This is a genomic window from Bradyrhizobium sp. USDA 376, from assembly GCF_054063675.1.
In genome coordinates this window covers 1,341,325-1,363,903 of the sequence record NZ_JBSSGN010000001.1, presented here as the reverse complement: position 1 = coordinate 1,363,903, position 22,579 = coordinate 1,341,325, and the positions used below count along the sequence as shown (strand labels likewise).

Sequence of the window (22,579 nt, the reverse complement as noted above, 5' to 3'; positions counted from 1 at the left end):
CAAATCCTATTTTAGCGCCCATGGGCCTTCGCCGGGACGACGATGTGGTGAATGCTACGCCTTCGCCAGCGCCGGTGCGAACACCACTTCGATCAGCGTGCCGTGGCCGGCGCTCTTGATGTTGAACCGGGCGCGGTTGGCTTCGACCAGCGCCTTCGTCAGCGACAGATTGAGCGCGGAATTGTCGGCGGCATCCCCGGGCGGCGGGGTGCGGAACGGCTCCATGGCGGCGGCGACCTCGCGCTCTGAGAGGCCATGGCCGGTATCGCGGATGCGAAGCGCAATCTCGCCGCGGTCGGTCATCGCGGTGGAGACGATGACCTGGCCGCCGGCGCTCGCAAGCCGGATCGAGTTCGAGATCAGATTCATGGTGATCTGCCGCATCGCGCGCGCGTCCACGCTCACCTGCGGCAGCGCATGCGCCAGCGAGGTGCGGATGATGATGCGCTCGCGGTTGGCCTGCGGCTGCATCACCGTGACGCAAGCCTCGACCAGATCGTTGAGGTTGAGGTTGGCGAAGGTGAGGTCGAGCTTGCCGGTCTCGATCCGCGACAGCTCCAGCAAATCGTCGATGATGGCGATGACGCGCTCGCCGGAGGCGCGGATGTCCTTCATGTATTCGCCGTAGCGCTCGTTGCCGAGCGTGCCGAAGCGCTCCGAGATCATCACCTCGGCAAAGCCGATGATGGCATTGAGCGGCGTGCGGATCTCGTGGCTGATCCGCGCCAGCATGTCGGCCTTGGCGTTGGCGGCGCCGTCGACGAGGCGGCGGGCCTGCGTCAGCTCGCTCTCGCCCTTCTTGCTCTGCGACAGGTCCCGGAACACGGCGAAGAAGTTGGGGCCGTCGGGCCGGGTGCGGCCCATGATCATGGCGAGCGGAATGACGCCGCCCTTCTTCTCGCGTCCCAGCACCTCGCGGCCATGGTCGAGCAGGCTCGCGATGTCCTGGCTCTTCATGCTGCCGAGATAGTCGGCGACGACCTGCTGGCTCTCGGGCGCGAACAGCGTCACCAAATTCTGCTCGAGCAGCGCCTCGCCGTCATAGCCGAACAGCGCCTCGGCGCTACGGTTGCAGGCGTGGATGTTGCCTTCGGCATCGAACATGACGATGCCCTCGGCCGTGGTGTCGAGGATCGCGGCGAGATCTTCGGCATCCGCATCGCCGGCCGCAGGCTCGAGATCGGGCGCGTAGGGGAAGGATTCGGGGACGACGGGCTCGGCGACGACGGGCGGCGCAGCGATAGCGACAGCCGCGGGTGCGGCTTGCGGCAGCGCGCAGATCAGCGCATGCGCGCTGTCGCCGTCCCAGTCGATGCTGTGCAGATGCGCCTCGGTGGTCGGCAGCGGCTCTTCGCCGTTGGGAAGCGTCGCGCTGATCGTCACCGGCGTGCCGCCTTGCGACGTGCTGCTGGCCGACGACACGCCCGGTTCGACATAGAGCGCGTCTAACCCGCCGGCATGCTCCAGCGCGCTCAGGCTGGCATAGCCCATGCGCGCGAGGAACGCCGGGTTGGCGTAGAGCAGGCGGTCGAAGCGATAGATCAAAATGCCCGTCGGCAACAACTCAAGCAGCGTGCGGTCGCGCATGCTGGTGCCGCGCGCCGGCGGCGCGGGTTCGGTCAGCCATTCGGCCGGCGCGCGCGGTGACAAAGGCTCGGGCTCGGACAGCAACGGCTCGGACGCGACCTCCACGGCCGGCGGCTCGGCCGCGGCTGCTGCGATCGTCTCGCGCTCGCGTTCGAGCCGCTCGGACAATTGCCGCGCGAGCTCGTTGAACGCGCTGTTCTCGACCGGCGTCAGCGTCGGCGATCTCGTATCGCCGGGGCTGCGGAACGGCACGACGTTGGGAGGCGTTTCCACTGGCGTTTCCAAATCGGTTGGGTGTGAATTCGCTTCGAGGATGGGTTCGGGCAGTTCAGGTTCAGGTGTCGGCTCAGGCTCAGGTAGCGGCGGCTCGACCGGCGGCGGAGCCACTGCCTCGGGTTCAGGCTCCGGCTCGACGACATCGGCAGACGCGCCTTGCGGCACGTGCGGCTCGACGAACAGCTCGAAGCGGCGGAGCGCATCGAGCCGGTTGAGGCCGTCGAGATCGCGGCAGACGCCAAAGCCCCGAAAGCCCGCAAAGTTGCGCTCGCGGTCGTAGACCGGCAGGCCCGCAAGCTCGACCGGCAGATGCTCGCCGCCGTCGGCGGGCCAGTTCACGGTGATTCCGGCCCAGGTGTCGTGGCTGGCGAGCGCCTGCGCGACGCGTCCCTCCGGATCGAGCGCGAACGCGTCGGCGATCTCGTGCCAGGGGCGGCCGAAGCCGCCCGCCGTGTGCGCGCCCATCAGGCGGATGAACTCGCTGGACGCCAGCACGAAGCGGCCGTCCGCATCCATCTGCCAGAGGAAGCGCAGCGGATGCTGGTGCGGTGCGGGCGGCTCTGCGGGACCGGGCGGAGGCTCGACCATGCCTGATGTGATCAGCGCGGCCTGCGGCGACACAATGGCCTCTAGGTGGTTTTCAACCGGAGTCTTTGGCGCGCTGTCGATGGCTTCGAAGGTCGTTTCCGCAGCAGGCTCTTCGGTCGCGACGGTGTCCCGGATCGGCACGATCTCCGCCGCCGGCTCGCTCGCCGCAGCCGTCTCGGCCGGTTCGGCAAAGGCATCGAACAGCGGGATTCCGGAGGCAGCCTCGTTCGTCCGTGCAGGCTGCACATCGTCCGGCACCGCGGCCGGAGAGACGGGCGCGTCGGGCGCCGGCTGAGCGGCCGCTTCGTGCGCAACCGCCTGCACCGATTCGGGAGCAGCATCCGCCGCGGCCGGCTGCGCGGCGGCCGGCTCGATCAGCGCGACCAGGCCGACATCGGCACCTAGGCCGACCCGTTGCAGCACCATCTGGCCGATGCCGATCGGCGTCTCGACGCGGCCGCTTCTCAGCGCATCGCTGCGCGCCTGTTCGAGACCGCCGTCCGTCAGGTCGCGGAAGCCGAGCAGGGGACGGGCTGCCTCGCTGGCGCCGACGAACAGTCCGTCGGGCGCGAACGCCGCCATCGGCACCTTCGCGGCCTCGACCAGGCGATGCAGCCGTTCGACCAGCGGCATGGCTTGCCCGGTCGGGTCCAGCGCGGTGACGAGCACGCCGTTCTTGCCGTCGGCGAAGTCGAGCCGCGCGCAGGCGCAGGTCATGAGGGTGCCGAGCCGGGCGCCGAAGCCGCGCAGCCGCTCCAGCCGCACCGCGCCGCCTCCCGGCAGCTGGCGGGCGAGCCGGGCCACCTGGCGGCGATGGCTGTCGGCGGGGCCGAAGATCTTGTCGGCAAGCGCTGTGGCATGGGCCGCGCCGAACAGCCTTGCGCCGACCGGATTGGCCCACAGCACGCGGGTGCCGTCGACCGCGAAGAGCCAGGTGGGGAGCTGCGAGGTCGCATGCACGGCCAGCCGCGGATCGCCCACCCCTCGCAACTGGAAATCCGAACTACTCATCCAACCGGCTTCACGTCTCGCTGTCGGCGTCTCGCGGGGCGGCCCGGAATGGCAGCCTTAAGAAAGGGTTAGTATCGCCCGCGGGCGCGGGCAGGTCCACGGCCCCGGTCGACGGAGAGCGGCCGAAAGCCGCGATAACCTTAATGATGCCACCCAAGCAAGCCGCAGCCCGGCTGCATCCGCAGGATTCGCGCGGGGCGGGTGGTCACCTCTCCCGCTTGCGGGAGAGGTCGCGCCCCAGGCGATGCGGAGCATCGTCCCGCGCGCGCGGGTGAGGGCTCTCTCCTCATCGGGGTTGTCCCATTGCGGAAGCACCCTCTCCCCAACCCTCTCCCGCAAGCGGGAGAGGGAGCGGCCACCTTCGTGGCCCGGCACCCGACTACCTCAACCTCGGGTTCCCACCCTGAGGAACCTCACCCTCCCCGAGATTAAATTTCGCGATGCACCCCCGGATCGCGTTGCGTCGCACAATGTTGACATGGTAGGCAGCAATATTACTGGGCGCTGGGCAAACCATCTCGTTTGTTTCGCGTTTCCAGTCTTCGTACCCGCTGAATTCAGGTCCGGAATCGGGGGCCGGCGGGCGCGCCGGAGACTCACTGCACTTATACAAATTGTGAGGGACAACCATGACAGGTGCGACTGATCCGTTCTCTGCCTCGATCATTCCGTTCGAGGTTCCCGAGCAGATGCGTGCGTTCGCCGAAAAGGGCGTATCGCAGGCCCGCGAGAACTACGCCAAGTTCAAGGATGCGGCCGAGACCCACAACGGCACCGTCGAGGCCGTGTTCACCTGCGCCAGCAAGGGCGCGAGCGAGTACACCGCCAAGCTGGTCGAGTTCATGAAGGCCAACACCAGCGCCCATCTGGACTTCGCCCAGGAGCTGCTCGGCGCCAAGACGCCGTCGGATGCGCTCGCGCTGTGGACCGGCCATGCCCGGACCCAGCTCGAGACCTTGCAGTCCCAGGCCAAGGAGCTGGTCGAGATCGGCCAGCGCGTCGCCAATGAGACCGCCGAGCCGATCAAGGCCTCCGCCTCGAAGTTCTACAAGCCCGCCGCCTGATAGGCCGACAGGCTGTGAGTTAAGAAACCCGGGCCGCGAGGCCCGGGTTTTTCTTCACCTCTCCCGCTCGCGGGAGAGGCCGGGAGAGGGCTCTCCCGCCACGGGGAGTGTCGCCGCAATGCGGGCGAGGGGGGCGCAACCCCGCTACGGTCACCATCAGGCCCGATTTCATCGCACTGAGCGCGATTTACCCCGGTTTTTCGCCCCTCAGCGGCCTTGCCAAAAACCCCCGTTGCACCTAGTTTCCGCCCCGTCCAGCCCCCTCAGGTCGACGGCCTTCCCAAGGCGCCCGAGGTGCGGCTCGCAAGGATGCAGTTGTAGCTCAGTTGGTTAGAGCGCCTGTCTGTGGAACAGGAGGTCGGTGGTTCGAGCCCACCCAACTGTACCAATTTGATCTCACAAGGGATGTTCGGTATTTGGCGCCAGCGTTGCGATTTTGGTAGCGGTAATCCAGTGGAGCAATGCCGAGATCATGATCTCAAGCAAGTCCACTTTCTATCCGCAAGCAGTTCTGCTTGAAGCGCAATTGGGCCCTAAGGTTGGGGCAACGCTGTTGGTGCTTTTGGGACCAAGCCGAAGTTTCGCGGGAGCGCCTGAGAAATCATCGAATCGCTTAGCGCTTAAGGCCCCAGATGTGCGCATAGAGACGAGCGAGAATCTTGAACCTTTCCATCAGCGGCGGTTTGCGTTGTGTTCCAGTAGCCATCATTGTTCGCTTAGCGATTCTTTCGTCTTCGCTTGAGAAATAGTCCTCGATGTCGCTATCATCTTCAAATGCGAATTTGAGATTGATGGTAGGGCTTTCTGGATTCATTGTATTAATGGCAGTCTGCCAACTTCGCGACAGCGTTGTCATTGCGAGAAACATTGTGTGAAATGTCATACCTTGAAGGATCGCTTCAACCATGTCTGGCGCGTTCGGCCAGAGCTGTTTTCCGATTTTTGCATCGGCAAGCTCAAGCCTGACTTGCGCGTCTGCAATCTTAAGGCGCGTTATGGGCGGCGGGTGCTCACCTCGGGCTGATCGCGCGAGATCGATCTCCTCTCCAGGGCCGGGATCGTTGGCTCTAAGCAACGCCGCAAGAGCAAAATTCAGGCTCGCACCTATGTAAGCGCTTATGTTCGCTTCCGTCCGCAATTGATCACTTGGCTCAGGGATTAGGTCAGGATCGTCATAGTGGTTGGGGCGGAAGGTGGCGGTGGCAATCATGAGTCGAAGGGCGAAAATATCGGCTTGATGTTCAAATACCCTTTGAACACGTATATCGCGTCGAAAAGAAAAGTGTTCGTATCCTTTGGCCGGATTCACTTTTCCTTGTTGCACTCGGATTGCCTCATCATGGCCGGCATCGAAATGCCCCAACTCGTGAAGAACAGCAAACTCAATCGCAGCGCACGCCAACTTCAGGGTGTTCACTAACAAAAGTGGATCTTCTCCCACTTTCCGACTGATCTCCTCGAATTCTTGGTTGCTGAACCCAGTTGCGCGCCGCTTCGGTTCACTAAGGGCAAATGGTTTGAGCCCGTCAAAGGGGCGATTTAATCCGCCCAAGTTGCCGGTCCGAGCGAACGTTGGCATCCAGGGGACGAAGCTTCCCGACCTGTCTATGATTATTGCTGCTCGGGCGGAAAGCGCAATTAGCGCCGCCAGTAATCCAGTCGTTAGCCTGACTTCGCCTACTTTGTCTTTTCCCTCTGAATAGGCACTTGCGCCGGGCACAGGATTATCGGTCAAAAAAAACCAAAAGCGGTCGCGCGTATTTGGGCGCAAGCGCCAGAGCATATTGTCAAGATGGCGGCAACAAGCCTGTTCGATAATTGACAATTGTTCGGCGTGCGCGGGCAGGCAGGGGTTCGAAGCGCCGCCAACGCAGAAGTAGCTATGGGTAGCTTGCATTCAGCTTACCCCGCACTATTCACACGGCAAAACGTCTCTGTTCCTAACCGCAACAGACTAAGCAGTAGCAATCCAACAAGCGGTGCTAATAGTGTCGCTGCAACACCGATTGCAGCACCTAGACCCGCGGATAAAAAGGAGACAAAAGCAGCCGTTTGAGTGGGTGATAGTTTCGCAGCTTCAGCTCGAACCGATGCATAGCGAGCGTCGTCCGTGCAAACAAGGATGCGAAACTCGTTTTTTGCTTGCTCCCATAGATTTGAAAGCCCCATCCCTAAAGAATCGGAGGCCTCCAACGCGAGCTGATATCCTAAATCATCCACGCTCTCATTGGTACTTACTGGCTTGCCTATGAGCTCAATTAGTTTCGATTCGCTCATACCCTGAAGTTGCAACATGTGAGCCCTCCCTAAATCGAAGCATTCTAACTCTGCTGTATATATCCACAACCCTTGCGGGCATAGGCGATCCGGAGGTGAATTGGGCTCGCGCGACGACTGTGCGAAGAAGCGGTCTCCAACGAGGCCAGCCTCTCGTATTTTGCCACGATCATCATCACCGCCGCTAGCATCGCCCTCAGCTTCAGCGCGCATATTACGATGACGCCGAGCTTCTCGCGCTCCTTCAATCCGATCTCATCGCCCGTCAGGCAATCATGGCCTTGATCTGCGCAGTATCCGCAAACTCGATCAGCTCGGCGATCTTGCCATCCTGAAATCTGAACAGGTCCAGGATCTCGGTGTTGAAGGTTTTTCCGCTTCGATTGTATCGAATGACAACCCGGGAATGGACGGCGACACGATCCCCATCGACCAGCTCGGCCAGAATTTCGCGGTTTTCGAAGCCGAAGTCGGCAATGAATTGACCGAAAGCCGCACGCAGGGTCGGGTGTCCCTCCATGCTTCCTGTCAGTGCGAGGGCGCTCTTGTCGCCCGTCAAGGTGAACACGCCCTCGGGATGAAAAGCTGTCACCAGGCCCTCGACGTCGCCGTCGCCGCGCGCGGCGTAAGCGCGCCTGATCACGTCGAGCATCTCTTCGCGCTGTCCCATGTCCCCCTCCCTGCAATATGTATCATGGCAGGATAGCGACCTTTGCGTGCAAAGGCAAAATCATCGGGGCTATGGTGACAGTGCACCAAACTTTCGACGCGGGGAGGGCCCTGTCCGCAACGCTCAAAGCCAATTTTGTCCGCGGTCACCGTAGCTCCTCGGTTCGCAATGCGATATCGGTAGCGAGCCCAAGACGTTCATGGATAAGCAAGCCAGGCGGAAAAGATCGTGAGTTTCTTCGAGCGTCTAAAGACAGCAGCATCCGTTGAGTGGCGGGCCTACACCGAACATCCCTTCACGAACGGATTGGCAGACGGCTCGCTCCCCGAAGCGGCGTTTCGTCACTACCTCGTTCAGGACTACCTGTTCCTCATCGAGTTTGCTCGCGCGTACGCGCTCGCGATCTACAAGTCGCCCAGACTTGCCGACATGCGTGAAGCCGCGGCCGGTCTTTCGGCCATCCTCGATGTCGAGATGAACCTGCATGTGAAGCTCTGTGCCGATTGGGGCCTATCCCCGACCGATCTTGAACAGGCCCCTCCGGCGGCCGAGATGCTGGCCTATACGCGCTACGTGCTCGACGCGGGAATGCGCGGCGATCTGCTGGCACTCAAGGTGGCGCTTGCCCCCTGCGTGATCGGGTACGCGGAGATCGCAACGCGGCTCGCCTCGCGACCCGATGCTGACGCTGCGACGAACGCCTATCGCGTCTGGATCGCCGAGTACGCCGGCGTGCCGTACCAGGAGGTCGCTGCCAAGGCGCGGGCGCACCTGGAGCATCTCGCCGATCTCTACGCCACGCCGGCCCGCGAGGCCGAGCTGACTGCGATCTTCAAGGAAGCCACCCGCCTCGAGGCAGACTTCTGGGAGATGGCCTGGCGCGCGGGCCAGCGTGTTGAATAGTCCTTTCGGCAATCGTCAGGCTCGTAACCTGACGGACATGCGGTAACGATGAGTGCACCTCCTGTGGCCATCCTTCGGGACGCCCGCCGTTGGCGGGCCCTCAGGATGAGGACCGAGTGTGCGGCAGCCTTTTCAACAGGCACCGATGCCGCTTAGCCTCATCCTGAGGAGACCGCGAAGCGGTCGTCTCGAAGGACGAGGCGCGTGCTCAGATCGCGCAAAATGCCATATGCGATCGCCTGAGCAGTAGGAGGAGGCGAGCGGCCTCTACAAATCCGGAAGTGCCTTGTCGCCACTACCTCACCCCCGCCACCACCCACACCACCACCGGCAGCGTCACCGCCGCCAGCAGCGTGCCCAGCGCCACCGCGCCCGACACCGGGTTCACCAGCCGTTGATACTGCACCGCGAAGATGTAGGCGTTGGCGCCGGTCGGCATCGCCGCGAATAGCACGATCACGCCGGCGGCGACCGGAGGCAGGCCGAGCAGTTTTGCCAGCAGATACGCGGCCGCCGGCATCGCCATCAGCTTGAGCGCGCAGAGCACCAAAATGCTCAGCTTCTCGCCCTTCACCTCGAAGCGGAACAGGTTGATGCCGAGGGCGATCAATGCGGCTGGCGAGCCCGCCTGCGCCAGCAGCTCGATCGTCCGGTCGACGACGGGATTGAGGCCAAGGCCGGTGAAGCGCCAGAGCACGCCGAAACCGATTCCCAGCATCAGCGGATTGCGTGAGAGATCGGCAAGCACCGGCCAGATGATCGACAGCGGCGAGCCGGTCCGCTTGCGGCTGACAAGCTCCATCTGGAGGATGCCGCAGAGCCAGAGCAGCGGCGTGTTCACCGATAGGATCAGCGTCATGGGCCCGGCGCCCTCGTTGCCGAGCGCGGAGAGCACAAGGGGAATGCCGAGCATCACGATGTTGCCGTAGACCGAGCCGATTGCGAACACGACGCCGTCCTCGCGGTCCTCGCGCCGCGCGCGCAGCAGCGCCGAGAGCATCAGCGCCGCGGTCCAGGTGAGCGCGAGCGCGCCGTAATAGGCGCCCCACATGCGCCAGGGGCTGACGTCGGGGAATTCCGACACGACGATGGTGCGGAACAGCAGCGCAGGGATCGCGATGCTGAAGGCGAATTCGGAGATGCCCCTGTGCGCGGTCTCGGAGACGAAGCGAAACAGCACCGCGGCATAGCCCGCCGCGATCAGGGCGAACACCGGTGCGACGATCAGGATGGTGGCCATGCGCCCCTCAACCTCACGGGGATCGGCCGACCACCCACGCAATTTTCGATGATGACATTATGCCCCTGTTTTGCCCGACGTGTCAAAACGGCTTCGTAAAATCCGTAACAGCATCGGGGCCCGGCTACTGTGCATGGGGTTGTTTTCGCAGTTTTTGTTTCGAGGACGCTGGGGCCAGCGCCGGAAACCGATCGCGCCAGTTCCGCCAAGGGGTTAGCTGCGCAGCAGACGCCGCGAGGCAGGTGTGCTCCCTCTCCCGCTTGCGGGGGAGGGTTGGGGTGGGGGTGTTTCCGCATCGGGATTGTCAGGGATTGCGGAGGACGTCCGTGGGTGGCGAGAGCCCTCACCCGCCGCGCTCTGCGAGCGCGTCGGCCTCTCCCGCAAGCGGGAGAGGCGGAACAAGCCCGCAGCGCCGTCGGTTTGCTCCAGCCACGCCGCCCTGTTGCCGAGACCGCACAACTCCCGCCTTTCGCATTCCCCCTCGTTGCCAACGAACCGCGGTTCACCCACACTCCGCCCCGGTCAGACATTGGGGGGATCGATGCCGGCGTTTCACTCTGGGAAGTCCGTTCTTGCCGCCATCGCCGGGGTCGCCCTGGCCGTGCTGGTCCAGCCGGGTGCCGGCTTTGCCTACACGCCGGAGCAGCAGCAGGCCTGCACGCCGGATGCGATGCGGCTGTGCGGCGAGTTCGTTCCGAACGTCGATGCCATCACCGCCTGCATGATCCAGAAGAAGGCGCAGCTGTCGCCGCAGTGCAAGGTGTTCTTCCGCCAGGGCCCCGAGCCCGGCGCGGCCCGGGCCGGCAGGCCGACCAACATCGCGCCCAAGGCTGCGTCCAAGAGCGCATCGACCGCGAAGAAGAGCACCAAGCCGGCGGCGAAGGCGAGCAAGAAGAAGAAAACCGACGAGGGTTGAGCGTTCCTTGTTTGAAACCTTCTAATGCCCGGGTCAAAACGCGAAGCGCGTTTTCAAGTCCCGGGCATTTGCATGTCCGGCGGCGATGTCCTCCGATCGCGGGGGCGCGAAGCGGTTTCTTCGGTCCTCAAACCAGATGATTGTGGCGTCAGCCTTGCGACAGCGCCGGACTCGTTTTGTTCGCGGTTGTCGCGCGCAGACCTGCGGCGATTACCGGCACACGCGATCGAAAAGAGTCGCGAAACGGTTTGCGCGGCAAGGTTGCATTCCGTTTTGCCGCCGCGCTGCTCAAAAAACGCACATGCGCTCGCCTCAAAGGCGATTCATTGCGGTTTGTGTCCTGTCGCGCGCAGCAGTGTGACTCAAAAGCCAACACGACTTGTTATTTCGTGGCGGCGACGCAACTCCCGGTAAATTTTTCTTTCACGAATCAGCGCGGTGATTCATTTTCGCGACCTGGGGTCAATCTGGAGGCCAAGGGTATGAACGTTATTGTTTTTGCATCGCGTAAAGGCGGCTCGGGCAAGAGTACCCTGGCCGCACATCTCGCCGCGCAGATCAAGGCGAGCAAGCAGGTGATGCTCGTGGACGCGGATCCACAGGGCTCGCTGACGCTGTGGCACAAGCTGCGCGGCACCAACGAGCCGCCGATCAAGGCCGCCGTGAACTCCGTCAGCGGCATCGTCTCCGCTGCCAAGCGCGACGGTTATGAATGGGTGTTGATCGACACGCCGCCGAACCTCTCGGCCGTCGTCGACGACGCCATCAAGAACGCCACCATGGTGGTCATTCCCGCCCGTCCCGGCGTGTTCGACGTCAACGCGGTGCAGGAAACCATCCAGATGTGCCGCGCGGCGCGCAAGCCCTACGCGGTCGTGCTCAACGGTGCTCCGGCCAAGCGCGACGAAGCCGAAAGCCCGATCGTCACCATCGCCCGCGAGGCGCTGGCGAAATTCCGTGCTCCGGTGTGGGGCGGTCAGATCACCAATCGTTCGGATTTGTTGATGGCGCTCAGCCACGGCGAAGGCGCGCGCGAGTATCAGGCCGAGAGCCGTGCGGCTCAGGAAATCGCAAGGCTGTGGGCGGCGATCGAGCGTTCGGTCAAAGCCATTCGCGGCACGGCGTCGGCATCCGGCGCAATGCACAAGCAGGCGGCGTAATTTTCACAAATCATTCCCCGGACGGAAAACGCGCGGGAAGGTCCGCGCGTTTTGCGTTTCTGGGCCCGCTTGTCATTCCGGGATGGCGCGCAAGCGCCGGACCCGGACTCTCGAGATGAAGTTACGCCACCATCAGCATGTAGAACACGATGACCGGCGACAGCGTCAGGATCACCGACCAGATGCCGACGGCCCAGAGAATGTCCTCGGTGGTGAAGTTCTCTTCGGTGGACAGGCTCCGCTGTCCGGCGCCGAAATGCGACGCCATTTCATTATGACTATTCACAAAACGCCCCTCGCGATTTCTTCGCTTATGGGCGTCACACTACGCGGGATGTTTTAAGATTCCGGATCGCGGCAGCGCGCGCATTTGAACACGGCTGCTACCACGGATTAACCATCCGCGCCGGCCTCGCCTCAGGCGAGCCAGACCCGAAACACCAGCACCGGCATCAGGCCGAGCACCACCGCCCAGAACCCGAACGACGATACGACGAGAATTCCCCGCAAAAGATCGGCAGGCGCGAATTGCTGCGCGGCCGTGGGCCGGGTGCGATACCCCATGGTCATTCCCCCTTCGGTAGACTTTGGGACAAACGATAGGCGCGGTCACGTAAACGAGACGTGGATGCACCATGCGGCAGCTGCGAAGGGTGTTCGCGCGCGGTTAATCACGGGGGCGCTCTGTCACTCCCTCTCCCCGTTCTTACGGGGAGAGGGTGGGGTGAGGGGTGTCTCCGCAAACACGGTGAGAGTTGGACTCGTGGAAGATCCCCCTCACCCGGAATTTGCGTGCGCAAATTCCGGCCTCTCCCCGCAAGCGGCAGGGCTATCGCAGATGGCTTCTTGGTGACGGCCAGAGCAAGCGCCTCGTCCTTCGAGACGACCGCTCCGCGGTCTCCTCAGGATGAGGCTAAGCAGCATTGCCCCCGTTGAAATTGCTGCCGCGCACTCCGCCCTCATCCTGAGGGCCCGCCATCGGCGGGCGTCTCGAAGGATGCGCTGCGGGCGAGCTATCCGCCACGCATCTTCATATGCGATAGCCCTGCCGCAAGCGGGGAGAGGCGAAGGAAGCACTACGCCGCGACTTTCACCCGCCGCTCGATCTCGCGATCGATCGTAGCGGCGAGCTCGCTGCTCACTTCCACCATCGGCAGGCGCACTTCGGGGCTGTCGATCAGGCGGGATCGCCACAGCCAATACTTTGCGGGCGCAGGACTCGGCTCAGCGAACAACAGCCGCGTCAGCTCGGCGACCTCATTCCAGCGCGCCTGCGCAGCGTCATGGTTGCCGCGCTTCGCCTCCGTGTACACGGCAGCGAACGTCGCGGTCTCGACATGCGCGGACAGCACGATGCCGCCATCGGCGCCGTCGGTGAGCGCCTCGAGATAGTTCGCATCCTCGCCGGTGAGCACGCGGAAATTCTTCGGCCTGTCGCGCAGCAGCGCGATCGATTGCTCGCGGCTGGCGCCGCAATCCTTCAGGCCAATGATGTTGGGATGCTCGGCGAGCCGCAGCATGGTCTGGTTGGTGATGTTGACCGCGCAGCGATAGGGAATGTTGTAGAGCGCGATCGGCCAGGCGGCGTGATCGGCGAGCGCCTCGAAATGCGCAAGCAAGCCGCGCTGCGACGGTCGCACATAGTACGGGCTCGCGATCAGATAGCCTTCGATCGGCCAGTCCGCGGTTTCATCCAGGCGATCCTTCAGCCGCGCGGTGTCGGCGCCCGACAGCCCGAGGCAGATCGGCAAATTGCGGCGGCCGGATGCCATCTCGTCGCGCACGATGGCGACGAGGCGCTCGAGCTCACCCTCCCGCAGCGTCATGCCTTCCCCGGAGGTCGCCCCCAGGATGAATCCGTCGACGGCATGTCCGCTGTAATGCCGCGTCAGCCGCCGCAGCGAGGTCTCGTCGAGCTTGCCGTCACGGAATGGCGTCACCAGCGGCAGCCAGAGTCCGCGCAAATGTTCGTGTAGTCCGGTCATGTTCCATCTCCTTCTCGGGAAAAAAACCTGAGACGGAGGGCACATGAAAAAACCCCGTCCAGGCGGCGGGGTTTTCGGGATTGGCTCGCGATGACGAAGTCAGCCTAGCGCGCGCAACATTCCGAGGTCCCCGGATGGGGGCCTTTTTTCGAAACGAGTGCGCACGACTTCGTGATCATTGGCAAATGATGCGGGGGACGCCCAAGACTGTCAATACACGCGGAGGGCGAAAGCCTTTTTCGGCAGAAAAAAAGCCGGACCCGAGGGCCCGGCTTAGGTATTGGCCACGTGAGGCCGACACAATCACCTTCCAAGAGGGATTACTGAACTCCCGCGCCACTGGAGGAGGGGGACAAATGCGCAACGCGAAGGCTCAGCGTGCAAACAGTATGGGCTTGACGAGCGCCATGCAGCAACAGCCGAGGCCGCATGTCAGACATGCGGAAATCAGGACGGCCAGCGCTGCGCCTTGCTCACCACGAAGTCGCGGAACACCTGCACGCGCGCGACTGTCTTCAGCTCCTCGGGATAGACGAAATAGGTGTCGAGCTGGATCGAATCCGATTCACCGAACAGTTGCACGAGCTTGCTCTGCTCCTCGACCAGATAGTCGGGCAGCGCCGCGATGCCGAGGCCCTGCTGACAGGCGCGCACCAGGCCGAGGATGTTGTTGACCTTGAAATAAGCCTCGCGCGGACCGGAGCCGTTGCGCCCGGCTTCGATCAGCCAGTTACGGTTCTGCAGGTGCGGCGCGAAGTTGCCGTCGGAAAGCGTGATGATGCGGTGGGAGTCGAGTTCTTCCAGCGTGCGCGGCGTGCCGAAGCGCTTGATGTATTCCGGCGAGCAATAGGCATGGAATCCCATCGCGAACAGCTTGCGCTGGATCAGATCCGGCTGCGTCGGCTTGCGGGTGCGGATCGCAACGTCCGCCTCGCGCATTGAGAGGTCGAGCTCCTCGTCGGTGACGATCAGCGAGATCCGGATCTCCGGATAGAGCGCGGTGAATTCGCCGAGCCGCGGGATCAGCCAGTTGATGCCGACGCCGGGCGTGGTGGTGATCTTGAGATCGCCGCTCGGCCGCTCGCGGCTGTCGGTGAGCTTGGCGCGCGCAGCCTGCAGCTGCATGAACACGTCATGCGCGGTGCGGAACAACAGGTCGCCCTGCTCGGTGAGGATCAGGCCGCGGGCGTGGCGGTGGAACAGCGAGACCGAGAGCTCCTGCTCCAGCGCCGAGACCTGGCGGGAGACCGCCGATTGCGACAGGCCGAGCTGCTCGCCCGCGTGCGTGAAGCTGCCCGCTTCCGCCGCCGCGTGAAACACCTTCAGCTTGTCCCAGTCCATATCCGTAAATCCGTCGCGTGTTCGGGGCATGATCTTCATTCCGCTGCCGCGCGCTCGCTGGCGCGAAGGGCCAAGAAACGTTCGGCTTCGAGAGCGGCCATGCAGCCGAGGCCGGCGGCCGTCACGGCCTGGCGATAGGTCTCGTCGGCGACGTCGCCGGCGGCGAACAGGCCGGGCACCGAGGTCGCGGTCGAATTCGGGGCGACTTCGACATAGCCCGAGGGTTTCAGCTTGACCTGGCCCTTCACGAGCTCGGTCGCCGGGGCATGGCCGATGGCGATGAAGATGCCGTCAGTCTTCACGTTCGTGAGCGCGCCGGTCTTGACGTTCTTCAGGCGGACATGGGTGACCTTGTTCGGGTTCTCGGTGCCGCAGATCTCGTCGACGGCGGAGTCCCAGATCACCTTGATCTTCGGGTGCTTGAACAGGCGTTCCTGCAGGATGCGCTCGGCGCGGAAGTGATCGCGACGATGCACGATGGTGACCTGCGACGCATGGTTGGTGAGGTACAGGGCCTCCTCGACCGCGGTATTGCCGCCGCCGACCACCACGACCTCCTTGCTGCGGTAGAAGAAGCCGTCGCAGGTGGCGCAGGCCGACACGCCGCCGCCCTGGAACTTTACTTCCGACGGCAGCCCGAGCCAGCGCGCCTGCGCGCCGGTGGCGAGGACGACGGCGTCGGCGAGGTAGACGTCGCCGGAGTCGCAGGTGAGGCGGAACGGCCGCTGCGTCGTCTCCAGCTTGACGACCAGGTCGGTGACGATCCTGGTGCCGACATGGACCGCCTGCTTCTCCATCTGCTCCATCAGCCAGGGGCCCTGGATCACGTCGGCAAAGCCCGGATAGTTCTCGACATCGGTGGTGATGGTAAGCTGGCCGCCCGGCTGGATGCCCTGGATCAGGATCGGCTCGAGCATCGCGCGCGCGGCGTAGATCGCGGCGGTGTAGCCGGCGGGGCCGGAGCCAATAATGACGACCTTTGCATGAACAGGAGCGGACATTTCGATGGACGCCTTTCACGGGGGATTTGCAGCGCGGGCGCGGAAGAAGCCAGGAGGCCTCGCGGAGGCGCTGAAATATCAGAGCTAATCTAAGCCTTCTGGTGAGCTATGCAAGAATTGCATTCCCTATCGGCGGATTTTTCCAACAGGGAACAAAAGTCGATTGCGCTGCACGCGCAATAAAATTGCGCTAACCGTGCGGACTAGGCTATGAGGATTGCGACAGACCCACCCAATACCGCCGCAAAGGCCAGGAGTTCCAATCACGTGTCGCGGAGCCTAGACGAGATCGACCTGAAGATTCTCACCGAAATTCAGGCCGACGGTCGAATCACCAATGTCGAGCTCGCCAAGCGCGTCGGCATCTCGCCGCCACCCTGCCTGCGCCGGGTCCGGGCGCTGGAGGAGGAGGGCTATATCCACGGCTATCGCGGGCTGCTGGACGCGCGAAAGCTCGGTTTCGACGTCACGGTGTTCGCCGCCGTGCACCTGTCCAGCCAGGCCGAGGCGGATCTGCGCGCCTTCGAGGAGTTCGTCCGCGCCGAGCCCCTGGTGCGGGAATGCTGGATGCTGTCGGGCGAGGTCGATTTCATCCTGAAATGCGTCGCGCCAGACATGGCGACCTTCCAGGATTTCGTCACGCACCTGACGGCGGCGCCGCACGTCCGCAACGTGCGGACGTCGCTGGTGCTGCATAATTCGAAGTACGAAGCGGCGGTGCCGCTCGAGGTGAAGGGGCGGCGATAAGTTTCCGCTCTCGTGCCCCGGACGCAGCGCAGCGCCCCGGCGATGCGAAGCATCGTCCGGTGCGGTGCGCTGCAGAGCCGGGGCCCATCTCACCGCGCTTTCCCGTGTCGCTTTCTGGGTCCCGGCTCTGCGCAGCAACGCTAAGGGCGTTGCAGCGCGTCCGGGACACGAGAGCTGCGCTTGCAATGACGAGCGGTGACAGTGTGCTCCGCGTCACGCGCCAGGCAACCCGCAGAAACAAAAAGGCCGCGCGTCGCGCGGCCTTTTCGAAACATCTCAGCGCAGCGGCAAATGCTTACCGCCACTCCACCTTGGTGATCTCATAGGCCTTGGCGCCGCCGGGCGTGTTGACCTCGACGGAAGAGCCCTTCTTCTTGCCGATCAGCGCGCGCGCGAGCGGCGAGGTGATGGAGATGCGGCCCTTCTTGGCGTCGGCCTCGACCTCGCCGACGATCTGCCACACCGTCTTCTTCTCGGTGTCCTCGTCGACCAGCGTCACGGTGGCGCCGAACTTGATGGTGTCGCCGGACAGTTTCGAGATGTCGATGATGTCGGCGCGCGCGAGCTTGTCCTCGAGCTCGGCGATGCGGCCCTCATTGTGGGACTGCTCTTCCTTCGCGGCATGGTATTCCGCGTTTTCCGACAGGTCGCCGTGCGAGCGCGCCTCGGCGATATGCTCGATGATCCGCGGACGGTCCTCCGACTGGCGCTTCTTCAATTCTTCCCCGAGCGCGACAAAGCCGGCCTGGGTCATCGGAACCTTTTCCATCTCTTCTCTCGTCCTTCGGCCGGCGCGCCCCACCAAACAGAGGGGCGCGGCAACCTTGATTCGTCGATATGTCCGGGGCTGAACACGCCACCACCGGAACGTTATGTGGGTCTGGCGCCGGAACAGAACATCCACATGGCCGGGACAGTTCCTCCGGCCATTGTAGCTTCATTGCCAATCACTTAGCGGCGGGTTCACCGCCGCTCGCGATCAGGTTTCCGAAAAGTAGCTCTGCAGGGTACGAACCTCAAGGTCCCCGCCCAGATAGGCGCGGATGCCCTGCGCGGCCGCCACGGCCCCGGAAAGAGTGGTGTAATACGGCACTTTATGCAAGAGGGCCGCGCGCCGCAGCGAACGGCTGTCGGCGAGCGCCTGCGGGCCTTCGGTGGTGTTGAGGACGAGCTGGACGTCGCCATTGGTGATGGCATCGACGATGTGCGGCCGTCCCTCCAGCACCTTGTTCACCTTCTCCGCCGGGATACCCTGGTCGGTCAGGAAGCGCGCCGTGCCCGAGGTCGCCAGCACCTTGAAACCAAGCGAATGCAGCTGACGCACGGCGTCCGCAATGCGCGTCTTGTCGCTCTCGCGCACCGAGACGAACACCGTGCCCTTGCGCGGCACCCGCGTGCCGCCACCGAGCTGGCTCTTGGCAAACGCCACCGCGAAGGAGCGGTCGATGCCCATGACCTCGCCGGTCGAGCGCATCTCGGGGCCGAGCACCGTGTCGACGCCGGGGAAGCGCGCGAACGGAAACACCGATTCCTTGACGCCGACATGCTTGAGATCGGCCTTCTTCAATTTGAAGTCGGCGAGTTTCTCGCCGGCCATGATGCGCGCGGCGATCTTCGCAACCGGCGTGCCGATCACCTTGGCGACAAACGGCACCGTGCGCGAGGCGCGCGGATTGACTTCGAGCACGTAGATCTCGCCGTCCTTGATGGCGTATTGCACGTTCATCAGGCCGACGACGTCGAGGCCGAGCGCGAGCTCGCGCGTCTGCCGTTCCAGTTCGTCGATCATCTTGGTGTCGAGCGAGTGCGGCGGCAGCGAGCAAGCGCTATCGCCGGAATGGATGCCGGCTTCCTCGATGTGCTCCATGATGCCGACGATGAAGGTGTCCTTGCCGTCGCAGAGGCAGTCGACGTCGATCTCGGTCGCATCCGACAGGTAGCGGTCGAACAGCAGCGGGTTCTTGCCGAGCACGGTGTTGATCTGCCCGGTCTTGTCGTTGGGGTAGCGCGCCTTGACGTCGGCGGGCACCAGCTCCGGCAGCGTACCGAGCAGATAGTCGTTGAGCTGGTTCTCCTCGCGGATGATCTGCATCGCGCGGCCGCCGAGCACGTAGGACGGACGCACCACCAGCGGCAGGCCGAGATCGGCGGAGACGAGCCGCGCCTGCTCGACCGAATAGGCAATGCCGTTCTTCGGCTGCTTGAGGCGAAGCTTGTCGAGCACGCGCTTGAAGCGGTCGCGGTCTTCCGCGAGGTCGATCGCATCCGGCGAGGTGCCGAGGATCGGCACTTCGGCGGCTTCCAACGCACGCGCGAGCTTCAGCGGGGTCTGGCCGCCGAACTGCACGATCACGCCATGCAGCGCGCCGTTCGAGCGCTCCTTCGCGATGATCTCCAGCACGTCCTCGGCGGTGAGCGGCTCGAAATAGAGCCGGTCCGCGGTGTCGTAGTCGGTCGACACCGTCTCCGGGTTGCAGTTGACCATGATCGATTCGTAGCCGGCATCATGCAGCGCGAAGCAGGCGTGACAGCAGCAATAGTCGAACTCGATGCCCTGGCCGATGCGGTTCGGGCCGCCGCCGAGGATGATGACCTTCTTCTTGTCCGACGGCGTGCTTTCGTCTGCCGGTACGCCCGCGAACGGCGCTTCATAGGTCGAATACATGTAGGCGGTGGGCGAGGCGAACTCGGCCGCGCAGGTGTCGATGCGCTTGTAGACCGGACGGACGCCGAGCGCGTGGCGCTTGGCGGTCACCTCGGCATCCGTGGTCTGCGCGAGCACCGCGAGCCGCGCGTCCGAAAAACCCATGGCTTTCAGGGTGCGCATGCCGAACGCGTTGGCGGGAAGGCCGTGCTTCCTGACCTTCTCTTCCATGTCGACGATGCCGCGCATCTCGCCGAGGAACCACGGATCGATCTTGCAGGAATTGAAGATGTCTTCGTTCGACCAGCCGAGCCGCATCGCCTGCGCGACCTGAAGGATGCGGTTCGGCGTCGGCGTGCCGAGCGCGGCGCGGATCGCGTTCTTGTCGTCGTCGCGGCCGAGACCTTCGATCTCGATCTCGTCGAGGCCGGTGAGGCCGGTCTCGAGTCCGCGCAGCGCCTTCTGAAGGCTCTCCTGGAAGGTGCGGCCGATCGCCATGACTTCGCCGACCGACTTCATCGAGGTCGTCAGCGTCGAGGAGGCGCCGGGGAATTTCTCGAAGGCAAAACGCGGGATCTTGGTCACCACGTAATCGATCGTCGGCTCGAACGAGGCCGGCGTCGCGCCGCCGGTGATGTCGTTGGCGATCTCGTCGAGCGTGTAGCCGATCGCGAGCTTGGCTGCGACCTTGGCGATCGGGAAGCCCGTCGCCTTCGAGGCCAGCGCGGACGAACGCGACACGCGCGGGTTCATCTCGATCACGACCATTCGGCCGTCTTCCGGATTGACGCCAAACTGCACGTTGGAGCCGCCGGTCTCGACGCCGATCTCGCGCAGCACCGCCAGCGAGGCGTCGCGCATGATCTGGTATTCCTTGTCCGTCAGCGTCAGCGCCGGAGCGACCGTGATGGAGTCGCCGGTGTGCACGCCCATCGGATCGAAATTCTCGATCGAGCAGACGATGATGCAATTGTCCTTCTTGTCGCGCACCACCTCCATCTCGAACTCTTTCCAGCCGAGGACGGATTCCTCGATCAGGACTTCGTTGGTGGGGGACGCGTCAAGGCCGCGCTCGATGATGTCGAGGAACTCTTCCTTGTTGTAGGCGATGCCGCCGCCGGTGCCGCCCATGGTGAAGGAGGGACGGATGATCGCAGGCAGGCCGATTTCGGACAGCGCCATCATGGCCTGGCCAAAGGCGTATTCCTGATAGCGCTTGCGACGGTCGCTCTCGCCGAGGGTCCATTGCCGATCGAGCTCTTCGAGCGCTGCGCCCGACAGCTTCTCGCGTTCGGCGTGGTATTTGTCGCGGAAGGACTTCTTCAGCTCGGACGCATTGGCGAGCCGCGACTTCGGCGTCTCGAGCCCGATCTTGGTCATGGCCTCGCGGAAGAGCTGGCGATCCTCGGCCTTGTCGATCGCATCGGCTGTCGCGCCGATCATCTCGACGTTGAATTTCTCCAGCGTGCCCTGCCGGCGCAGCGACAGCGCGCAGTTCAGCGCGGTCTGTCCGCCCATGGTCGGCAGCAGCGCGAAGCCGCCGGGAATGACGTGACGTTCCTTCTCGATGATCTTGGCGACGATCTCCGGCGTGATCGGCTCGATATAGGTCGCATCGGCCAATTCCGGGTCGGTCATGATCGTGGCCGGGTTGGAATTGACGAGGACGATGCGATAGCCCTCCTCCTTCAGCGTCTTCACCGCTTGCGTGCCCGAATAGTCGAACTCGCAGGCCTGGCCGATCACGATGGGGCCGGCGCCGATGATCAGGATGGTCGAGATGTCGGTTCGTTTAGGCATCACCGCTCGCGGGCTGGAATTTGGGCACAAAAAAAGGGCGCGCTTGCCGCGCGTCCCCTAGAGCGAGAGCGCGGGGTCGTCCCTCGCGCGCGGGTGGGTCTTAGACCAGTTTTCGGGGCGGCGAAACCCCGAAAGATGCCCATCAACCGGCAATTTTGACGGGTTTTGGCCGGGCCTGCCAGCCTCGGGCGAGATGCACCAGCAGCGAGGCCGCAACGCTCGATCCGCCGATCCAGCCGAGGTCGGCCGGCGACAGGGTGGCCAGCACCGCTCCCCCTAAGGCCCCGCCGATGGCGAAGCCGAGATACATCGAGGAGGCGTTGAGCGAGAGCGCGATCATCGAGGCCTGCGGCTCGATCCGGATGATGCTGGCGATCTGGGCCGGATAGAACGCCCAGCCCGAGATGCCCCACAGGAAGATCGTGCCCAGCACGGCATAGTGCGCCTGTCCGGGCATCAATTTGAGGACCAGCGAATGCAGGATCAGGGCGCTCGCCATGCCGGCGAGCCCGAGCGCCGCGGTGGCCATCGTTCCAAGCCGGTCGGCCAGGACGCCGCCGAGCATGTTCCCGATCGCGGCTGCGCCGCCAAACACCAGCAGCGCCAGGCTGATCTGCGAGGCATCGAAGCCAAGACCGCGCAGCGGCACTGCGAAATAGGTGAACACGGTGAAGCCGCCGAGCGCCCAGAGAATGGTGATCAGCAGCGCGATCAGGACGTTGCTGTGGCGGGCGACCACCAGCCGGTCGCTGAGCGAAGCGGTGTTGCGCGGTAGGCCGCGGGGCAGGCCGAGCAGCAGGCCGGCGAGCGCGACGGCGCCGATCAGCGCGACCATGGCAAAGGTCGCGCGCCAGCCAAGCAGGCTGCCGACGAGATTGCCGAGGGGAACGCCGATGACGGTCGCAACCGTGAGTCCCGAGGTGACCAGCGCCACCGCGCGGCCGCGCCGTTCAGGGGAGGCGACGGCGACCGACACCGCGAGCGCGGTCGGCATGCACAGGCCGGAGCCGAGCGCCATCAGCATCCGCGAGGCCAGCAGCAGGGCGTAGTTGGAGGCCACCATGGCCGCGATATTTCCGGCAATGAAGGTCGTCAGCGCCAGGGCCAGCACGGTGCGGCGGTCGATGTTGTTCAGCGCGACCGCCAGGACCGGCGAGCCCACGGCATAGGTGAGGGCGTAGGCGGTGACCAATTGCCCGGCGGCCGAGACCGAAATCGACAGGTCGTTGGCGATCGCAGGCAAAAGCCCTGCAATCACAAAGCCTTCGGTACCGATCGCAAAGGCCCCCAGGGCCAGCCAGAACACGCTCATCGGAAGCAATCCTTATGTTCAATGTTTATTGAACTATCAAACGAAGCGGTTTGAGTG

Annotated in this window: 18 protein-coding genes and 1 tRNA gene; 6 read left to right on the top strand and 13 right to left on the bottom strand. The window is 63.9% G+C overall.

Annotated elements, in window-relative coordinates; all coding sequences use genetic code 11:
* Nucleotides 1–54: 54 nt before the first annotated feature.
* Complete coding sequence (locus ACVJ19_RS06265; protein WP_453949781.1) at nt 55–3,462, bottom strand: PAS domain-containing protein; 3,408 nt, start codon at nt 3,460–3,462, stop codon at nt 55–57.
* A gap of 629 nt (nt 3,463–4,091) precedes the next feature.
* Between ACVJ19_RS06265 and ACVJ19_RS06260 the strand changes: the two genes are divergently transcribed.
* Nucleotides 4,092–4,526: a phasin gene (locus tag ACVJ19_RS06260; RefSeq protein WP_453949782.1), complete on the top strand. Its 435-nt coding sequence runs from the start codon at nt 4,092–4,094 to the stop codon at nt 4,524–4,526.
* A gap of 311 nt (nt 4,527–4,837) precedes the next feature.
* Nucleotides 4,838–4,914 (top strand) — tRNA-His (locus tag ACVJ19_RS06255).
* 225 nt (nt 4,915–5,139) lie between these two features.
* On the opposite strand, the gene ACVJ19_RS06250 is transcribed toward ACVJ19_RS06255, so the two are convergent.
* The 3 genes from ACVJ19_RS06250 to ACVJ19_RS06240 all read right to left on the bottom strand — a co-directional run bounded on the left by ACVJ19_RS06250 (nt 5,140) and on the right by ACVJ19_RS06240 (nt 7,473).
* Complete coding sequence (locus ACVJ19_RS06250) at nt 5,140–6,423, bottom strand: hypothetical protein (protein ID WP_453949783.1); 1,284 nt, start codon at nt 6,421–6,423, stop codon at nt 5,140–5,142.
* Between the two features lie 5 nt (nt 6,424–6,428).
* Entirely contained in the window at nt 6,429–6,821 is a 393-nt protein-coding gene (locus tag ACVJ19_RS06245) for a hypothetical protein (RefSeq protein ID WP_453949784.1), read from the bottom strand.
* A 247-nt stretch (nt 6,822–7,068) separates the two neighbouring features.
* Complete coding sequence (locus tag ACVJ19_RS06240; RefSeq protein WP_453949785.1) at nt 7,069–7,473, bottom strand: nuclear transport factor 2 family protein; 405 nt, start codon at nt 7,471–7,473, stop codon at nt 7,069–7,071.
* A 228-nt stretch (nt 7,474–7,701) separates the two neighbouring features.
* Between ACVJ19_RS06240 and tenA the strand changes: the two genes are divergently transcribed.
* Nucleotides 7,702–8,376, top strand: coding sequence for a thiaminase II (tenA, locus tag ACVJ19_RS06235; protein ID WP_453949786.1), 675 nt, complete (start codon nt 7,702–7,704; stop codon nt 8,374–8,376).
* A gap of 295 nt (nt 8,377–8,671) precedes the next feature.
* Here tenA and ACVJ19_RS06230 read toward each other — a convergent pair whose 3' ends face one another.
* A complete protein-coding gene (locus ACVJ19_RS06230; protein ID WP_453949787.1) occupies nt 8,672–9,616 on the bottom strand; it encodes an AEC family transporter in 945 nt (314 codons plus the stop codon).
* Between the two features lie 541 nt (nt 9,617–10,157).
* Here ACVJ19_RS06230 and ACVJ19_RS06225 point away from each other — a divergent pair.
* Entirely contained in the window at nt 10,158–10,532 is a 375-nt protein-coding gene (locus ACVJ19_RS06225) for a hypothetical protein (protein ID WP_453949788.1), read from the top strand.
* 482 nt (nt 10,533–11,014) lie between these two features.
* Nucleotides 11,015–11,692, top strand: a complete 678-nt coding sequence (locus ACVJ19_RS06220) for a ParA family protein (protein WP_025032179.1) — start codon at nt 11,015–11,017, stop codon at nt 11,690–11,692.
* Between the two features lie 121 nt (nt 11,693–11,813).
* Here the strand turns inward: ACVJ19_RS06220 and ACVJ19_RS06215 are convergent, their stop codons facing one another.
* The 5 genes from ACVJ19_RS06215 to trxB all read right to left on the bottom strand — a co-directional run bounded on the left by ACVJ19_RS06215 (nt 11,814) and on the right by trxB (nt 16,019).
* Entirely contained in the window at nt 11,814–11,978 is a 165-nt protein-coding gene (locus tag ACVJ19_RS06215; protein ID WP_453949789.1) for a hypothetical protein, read from the bottom strand.
* 131 nt (nt 11,979–12,109) lie between these two features.
* Nucleotides 12,110–12,256, bottom strand: a complete 147-nt coding sequence (locus tag ACVJ19_RS06210; RefSeq protein WP_453949790.1) for a hypothetical protein — start codon at nt 12,254–12,256, stop codon at nt 12,110–12,112.
* Between the two features lie 512 nt (nt 12,257–12,768).
* Nucleotides 12,769–13,677, bottom strand: a complete 909-nt coding sequence (locus ACVJ19_RS06205; RefSeq protein ID WP_453949792.1) for a 4-hydroxy-tetrahydrodipicolinate synthase family protein — start codon at nt 13,675–13,677, stop codon at nt 12,769–12,771.
* 447 nt (nt 13,678–14,124) lie between these two features.
* Nucleotides 14,125–15,048 (bottom strand): LysR family transcriptional regulator, encoded by a 924-nt coding sequence (locus tag ACVJ19_RS06200; protein WP_084809887.1) that lies wholly within the window; start codon nt 15,046–15,048, stop codon nt 14,125–14,127.
* A gap of 5 nt (nt 15,049–15,053) precedes the next feature.
* Complete coding sequence (trxB, locus tag ACVJ19_RS06195; RefSeq protein WP_453949793.1) at nt 15,054–16,019, bottom strand: thioredoxin-disulfide reductase; 966 nt, start codon at nt 16,017–16,019, stop codon at nt 15,054–15,056.
* Nucleotides 16,020–16,286: 267 nt separating this feature from the next.
* Here trxB and ACVJ19_RS06190 point away from each other — a divergent pair, with 267 nt between their 5' ends.
* On the top strand, nt 16,287–16,766 hold the full coding sequence (locus ACVJ19_RS06190; RefSeq protein ID WP_026312113.1) for an Lrp/AsnC family transcriptional regulator: 480 nt from the start codon (nt 16,287–16,289) through the stop codon (nt 16,764–16,766).
* A gap of 295 nt (nt 16,767–17,061) precedes the next feature.
* Here the strand turns inward: ACVJ19_RS06190 and greA are convergent, their stop codons facing one another.
* From greA to ACVJ19_RS06175, 3 genes are all read right to left on the bottom strand, one after another.
* Nucleotides 17,062–17,535, bottom strand: a complete 474-nt coding sequence (gene greA / locus ACVJ19_RS06185; RefSeq protein WP_453949794.1) for a transcription elongation factor GreA — start codon at nt 17,533–17,535, stop codon at nt 17,062–17,064.
* Nucleotides 17,536–17,745: 210 nt separating this feature from the next.
* Nucleotides 17,746–21,210, bottom strand: coding sequence for a carbamoyl-phosphate synthase large subunit (gene carB, locus ACVJ19_RS06180; RefSeq protein WP_453949795.1), 3,465 nt, complete (start codon nt 21,208–21,210; stop codon nt 17,746–17,748).
* A 142-nt stretch (nt 21,211–21,352) separates the two neighbouring features.
* The gene (locus ACVJ19_RS06175) at nt 21,353–22,522 is read right to left on the bottom strand and encodes an MFS transporter (RefSeq protein ID WP_453949796.1); all 1,170 of its coding nucleotides are present in this window, start codon (nt 22,520–22,522) and stop codon (nt 21,353–21,355) included.
* Nucleotides 22,523–22,579: the final 57 nt, after the last annotated feature.

What these genes read in the sequence shown, in the direction of transcription:
- trxB (WP_453949793.1), bottom strand. Translation starts at nt 16,019, where the DNA reads ATGTCCGCTCCTGTTCATGCAAAGGTCGTCATTATTGGCTCCGGCCCC.
- ACVJ19_RS06230 (WP_453949787.1), bottom strand. Translation starts at nt 9,616, where the DNA reads ATGGCCACCATCCTGATCGTCGCACCGGTGTTCGCCCTGATCGCGGCG.
- ACVJ19_RS06175 (WP_453949796.1), bottom strand. Translation starts at nt 22,522, where the DNA reads ATGAGCGTGTTCTGGCTGGCCCTGGGGGCCTTTGCGATCGGTACCGAA.
- ACVJ19_RS06200 (WP_084809887.1), bottom strand. Translation starts at nt 15,048, where the DNA reads ATGCCCCGAACACGCGACGGATTTACGGATATGGACTGGGACAAGCTG.
- ACVJ19_RS06220 (WP_025032179.1), top strand. Translation starts at nt 11,015, where the DNA reads ATGAACGTTATTGTTTTTGCATCGCGTAAAGGCGGCTCGGGCAAGAGT.
- ACVJ19_RS06210 (WP_453949790.1), bottom strand. Translation starts at nt 12,256, where the DNA reads ATGGGGTATCGCACCCGGCCCACGGCCGCGCAGCAATTCGCGCCTGCC.
- ACVJ19_RS06245 (WP_453949784.1), bottom strand. Translation starts at nt 6,821, where the DNA reads ATGTTGCAACTTCAGGGTATGAGCGAATCGAAACTAATTGAGCTCATA.
- ACVJ19_RS06260 (WP_453949782.1), top strand. Translation starts at nt 4,092, where the DNA reads ATGACAGGTGCGACTGATCCGTTCTCTGCCTCGATCATTCCGTTCGAG.
- greA (WP_453949794.1), bottom strand. Translation starts at nt 17,535, where the DNA reads ATGGAAAAGGTTCCGATGACCCAGGCCGGCTTTGTCGCGCTCGGGGAA.
- ACVJ19_RS06240 (WP_453949785.1), bottom strand. Translation starts at nt 7,473, where the DNA reads ATGGGACAGCGCGAAGAGATGCTCGACGTGATCAGGCGCGCTTACGCC.
- ACVJ19_RS06265 (WP_453949781.1), bottom strand. Translation starts at nt 3,462, where the DNA reads ATGAGTAGTTCGGATTTCCAGTTGCGAGGGGTGGGCGATCCGCGGCTG.
- ACVJ19_RS06225 (WP_453949788.1), top strand. Translation starts at nt 10,158, where the DNA reads ATGCCGGCGTTTCACTCTGGGAAGTCCGTTCTTGCCGCCATCGCCGGG.
- ACVJ19_RS06205 (WP_453949792.1), bottom strand. Translation starts at nt 13,677, where the DNA reads ATGACCGGACTACACGAACATTTGCGCGGACTCTGGCTGCCGCTGGTG.
- ACVJ19_RS06250 (WP_453949783.1), bottom strand. Translation starts at nt 6,423, where the DNA reads ATGCAAGCTACCCATAGCTACTTCTGCGTTGGCGGCGCTTCGAACCCC.
- carB (WP_453949795.1), bottom strand. Translation starts at nt 21,210, where the DNA reads ATGCCTAAACGAACCGACATCTCGACCATCCTGATCATCGGCGCCGGC.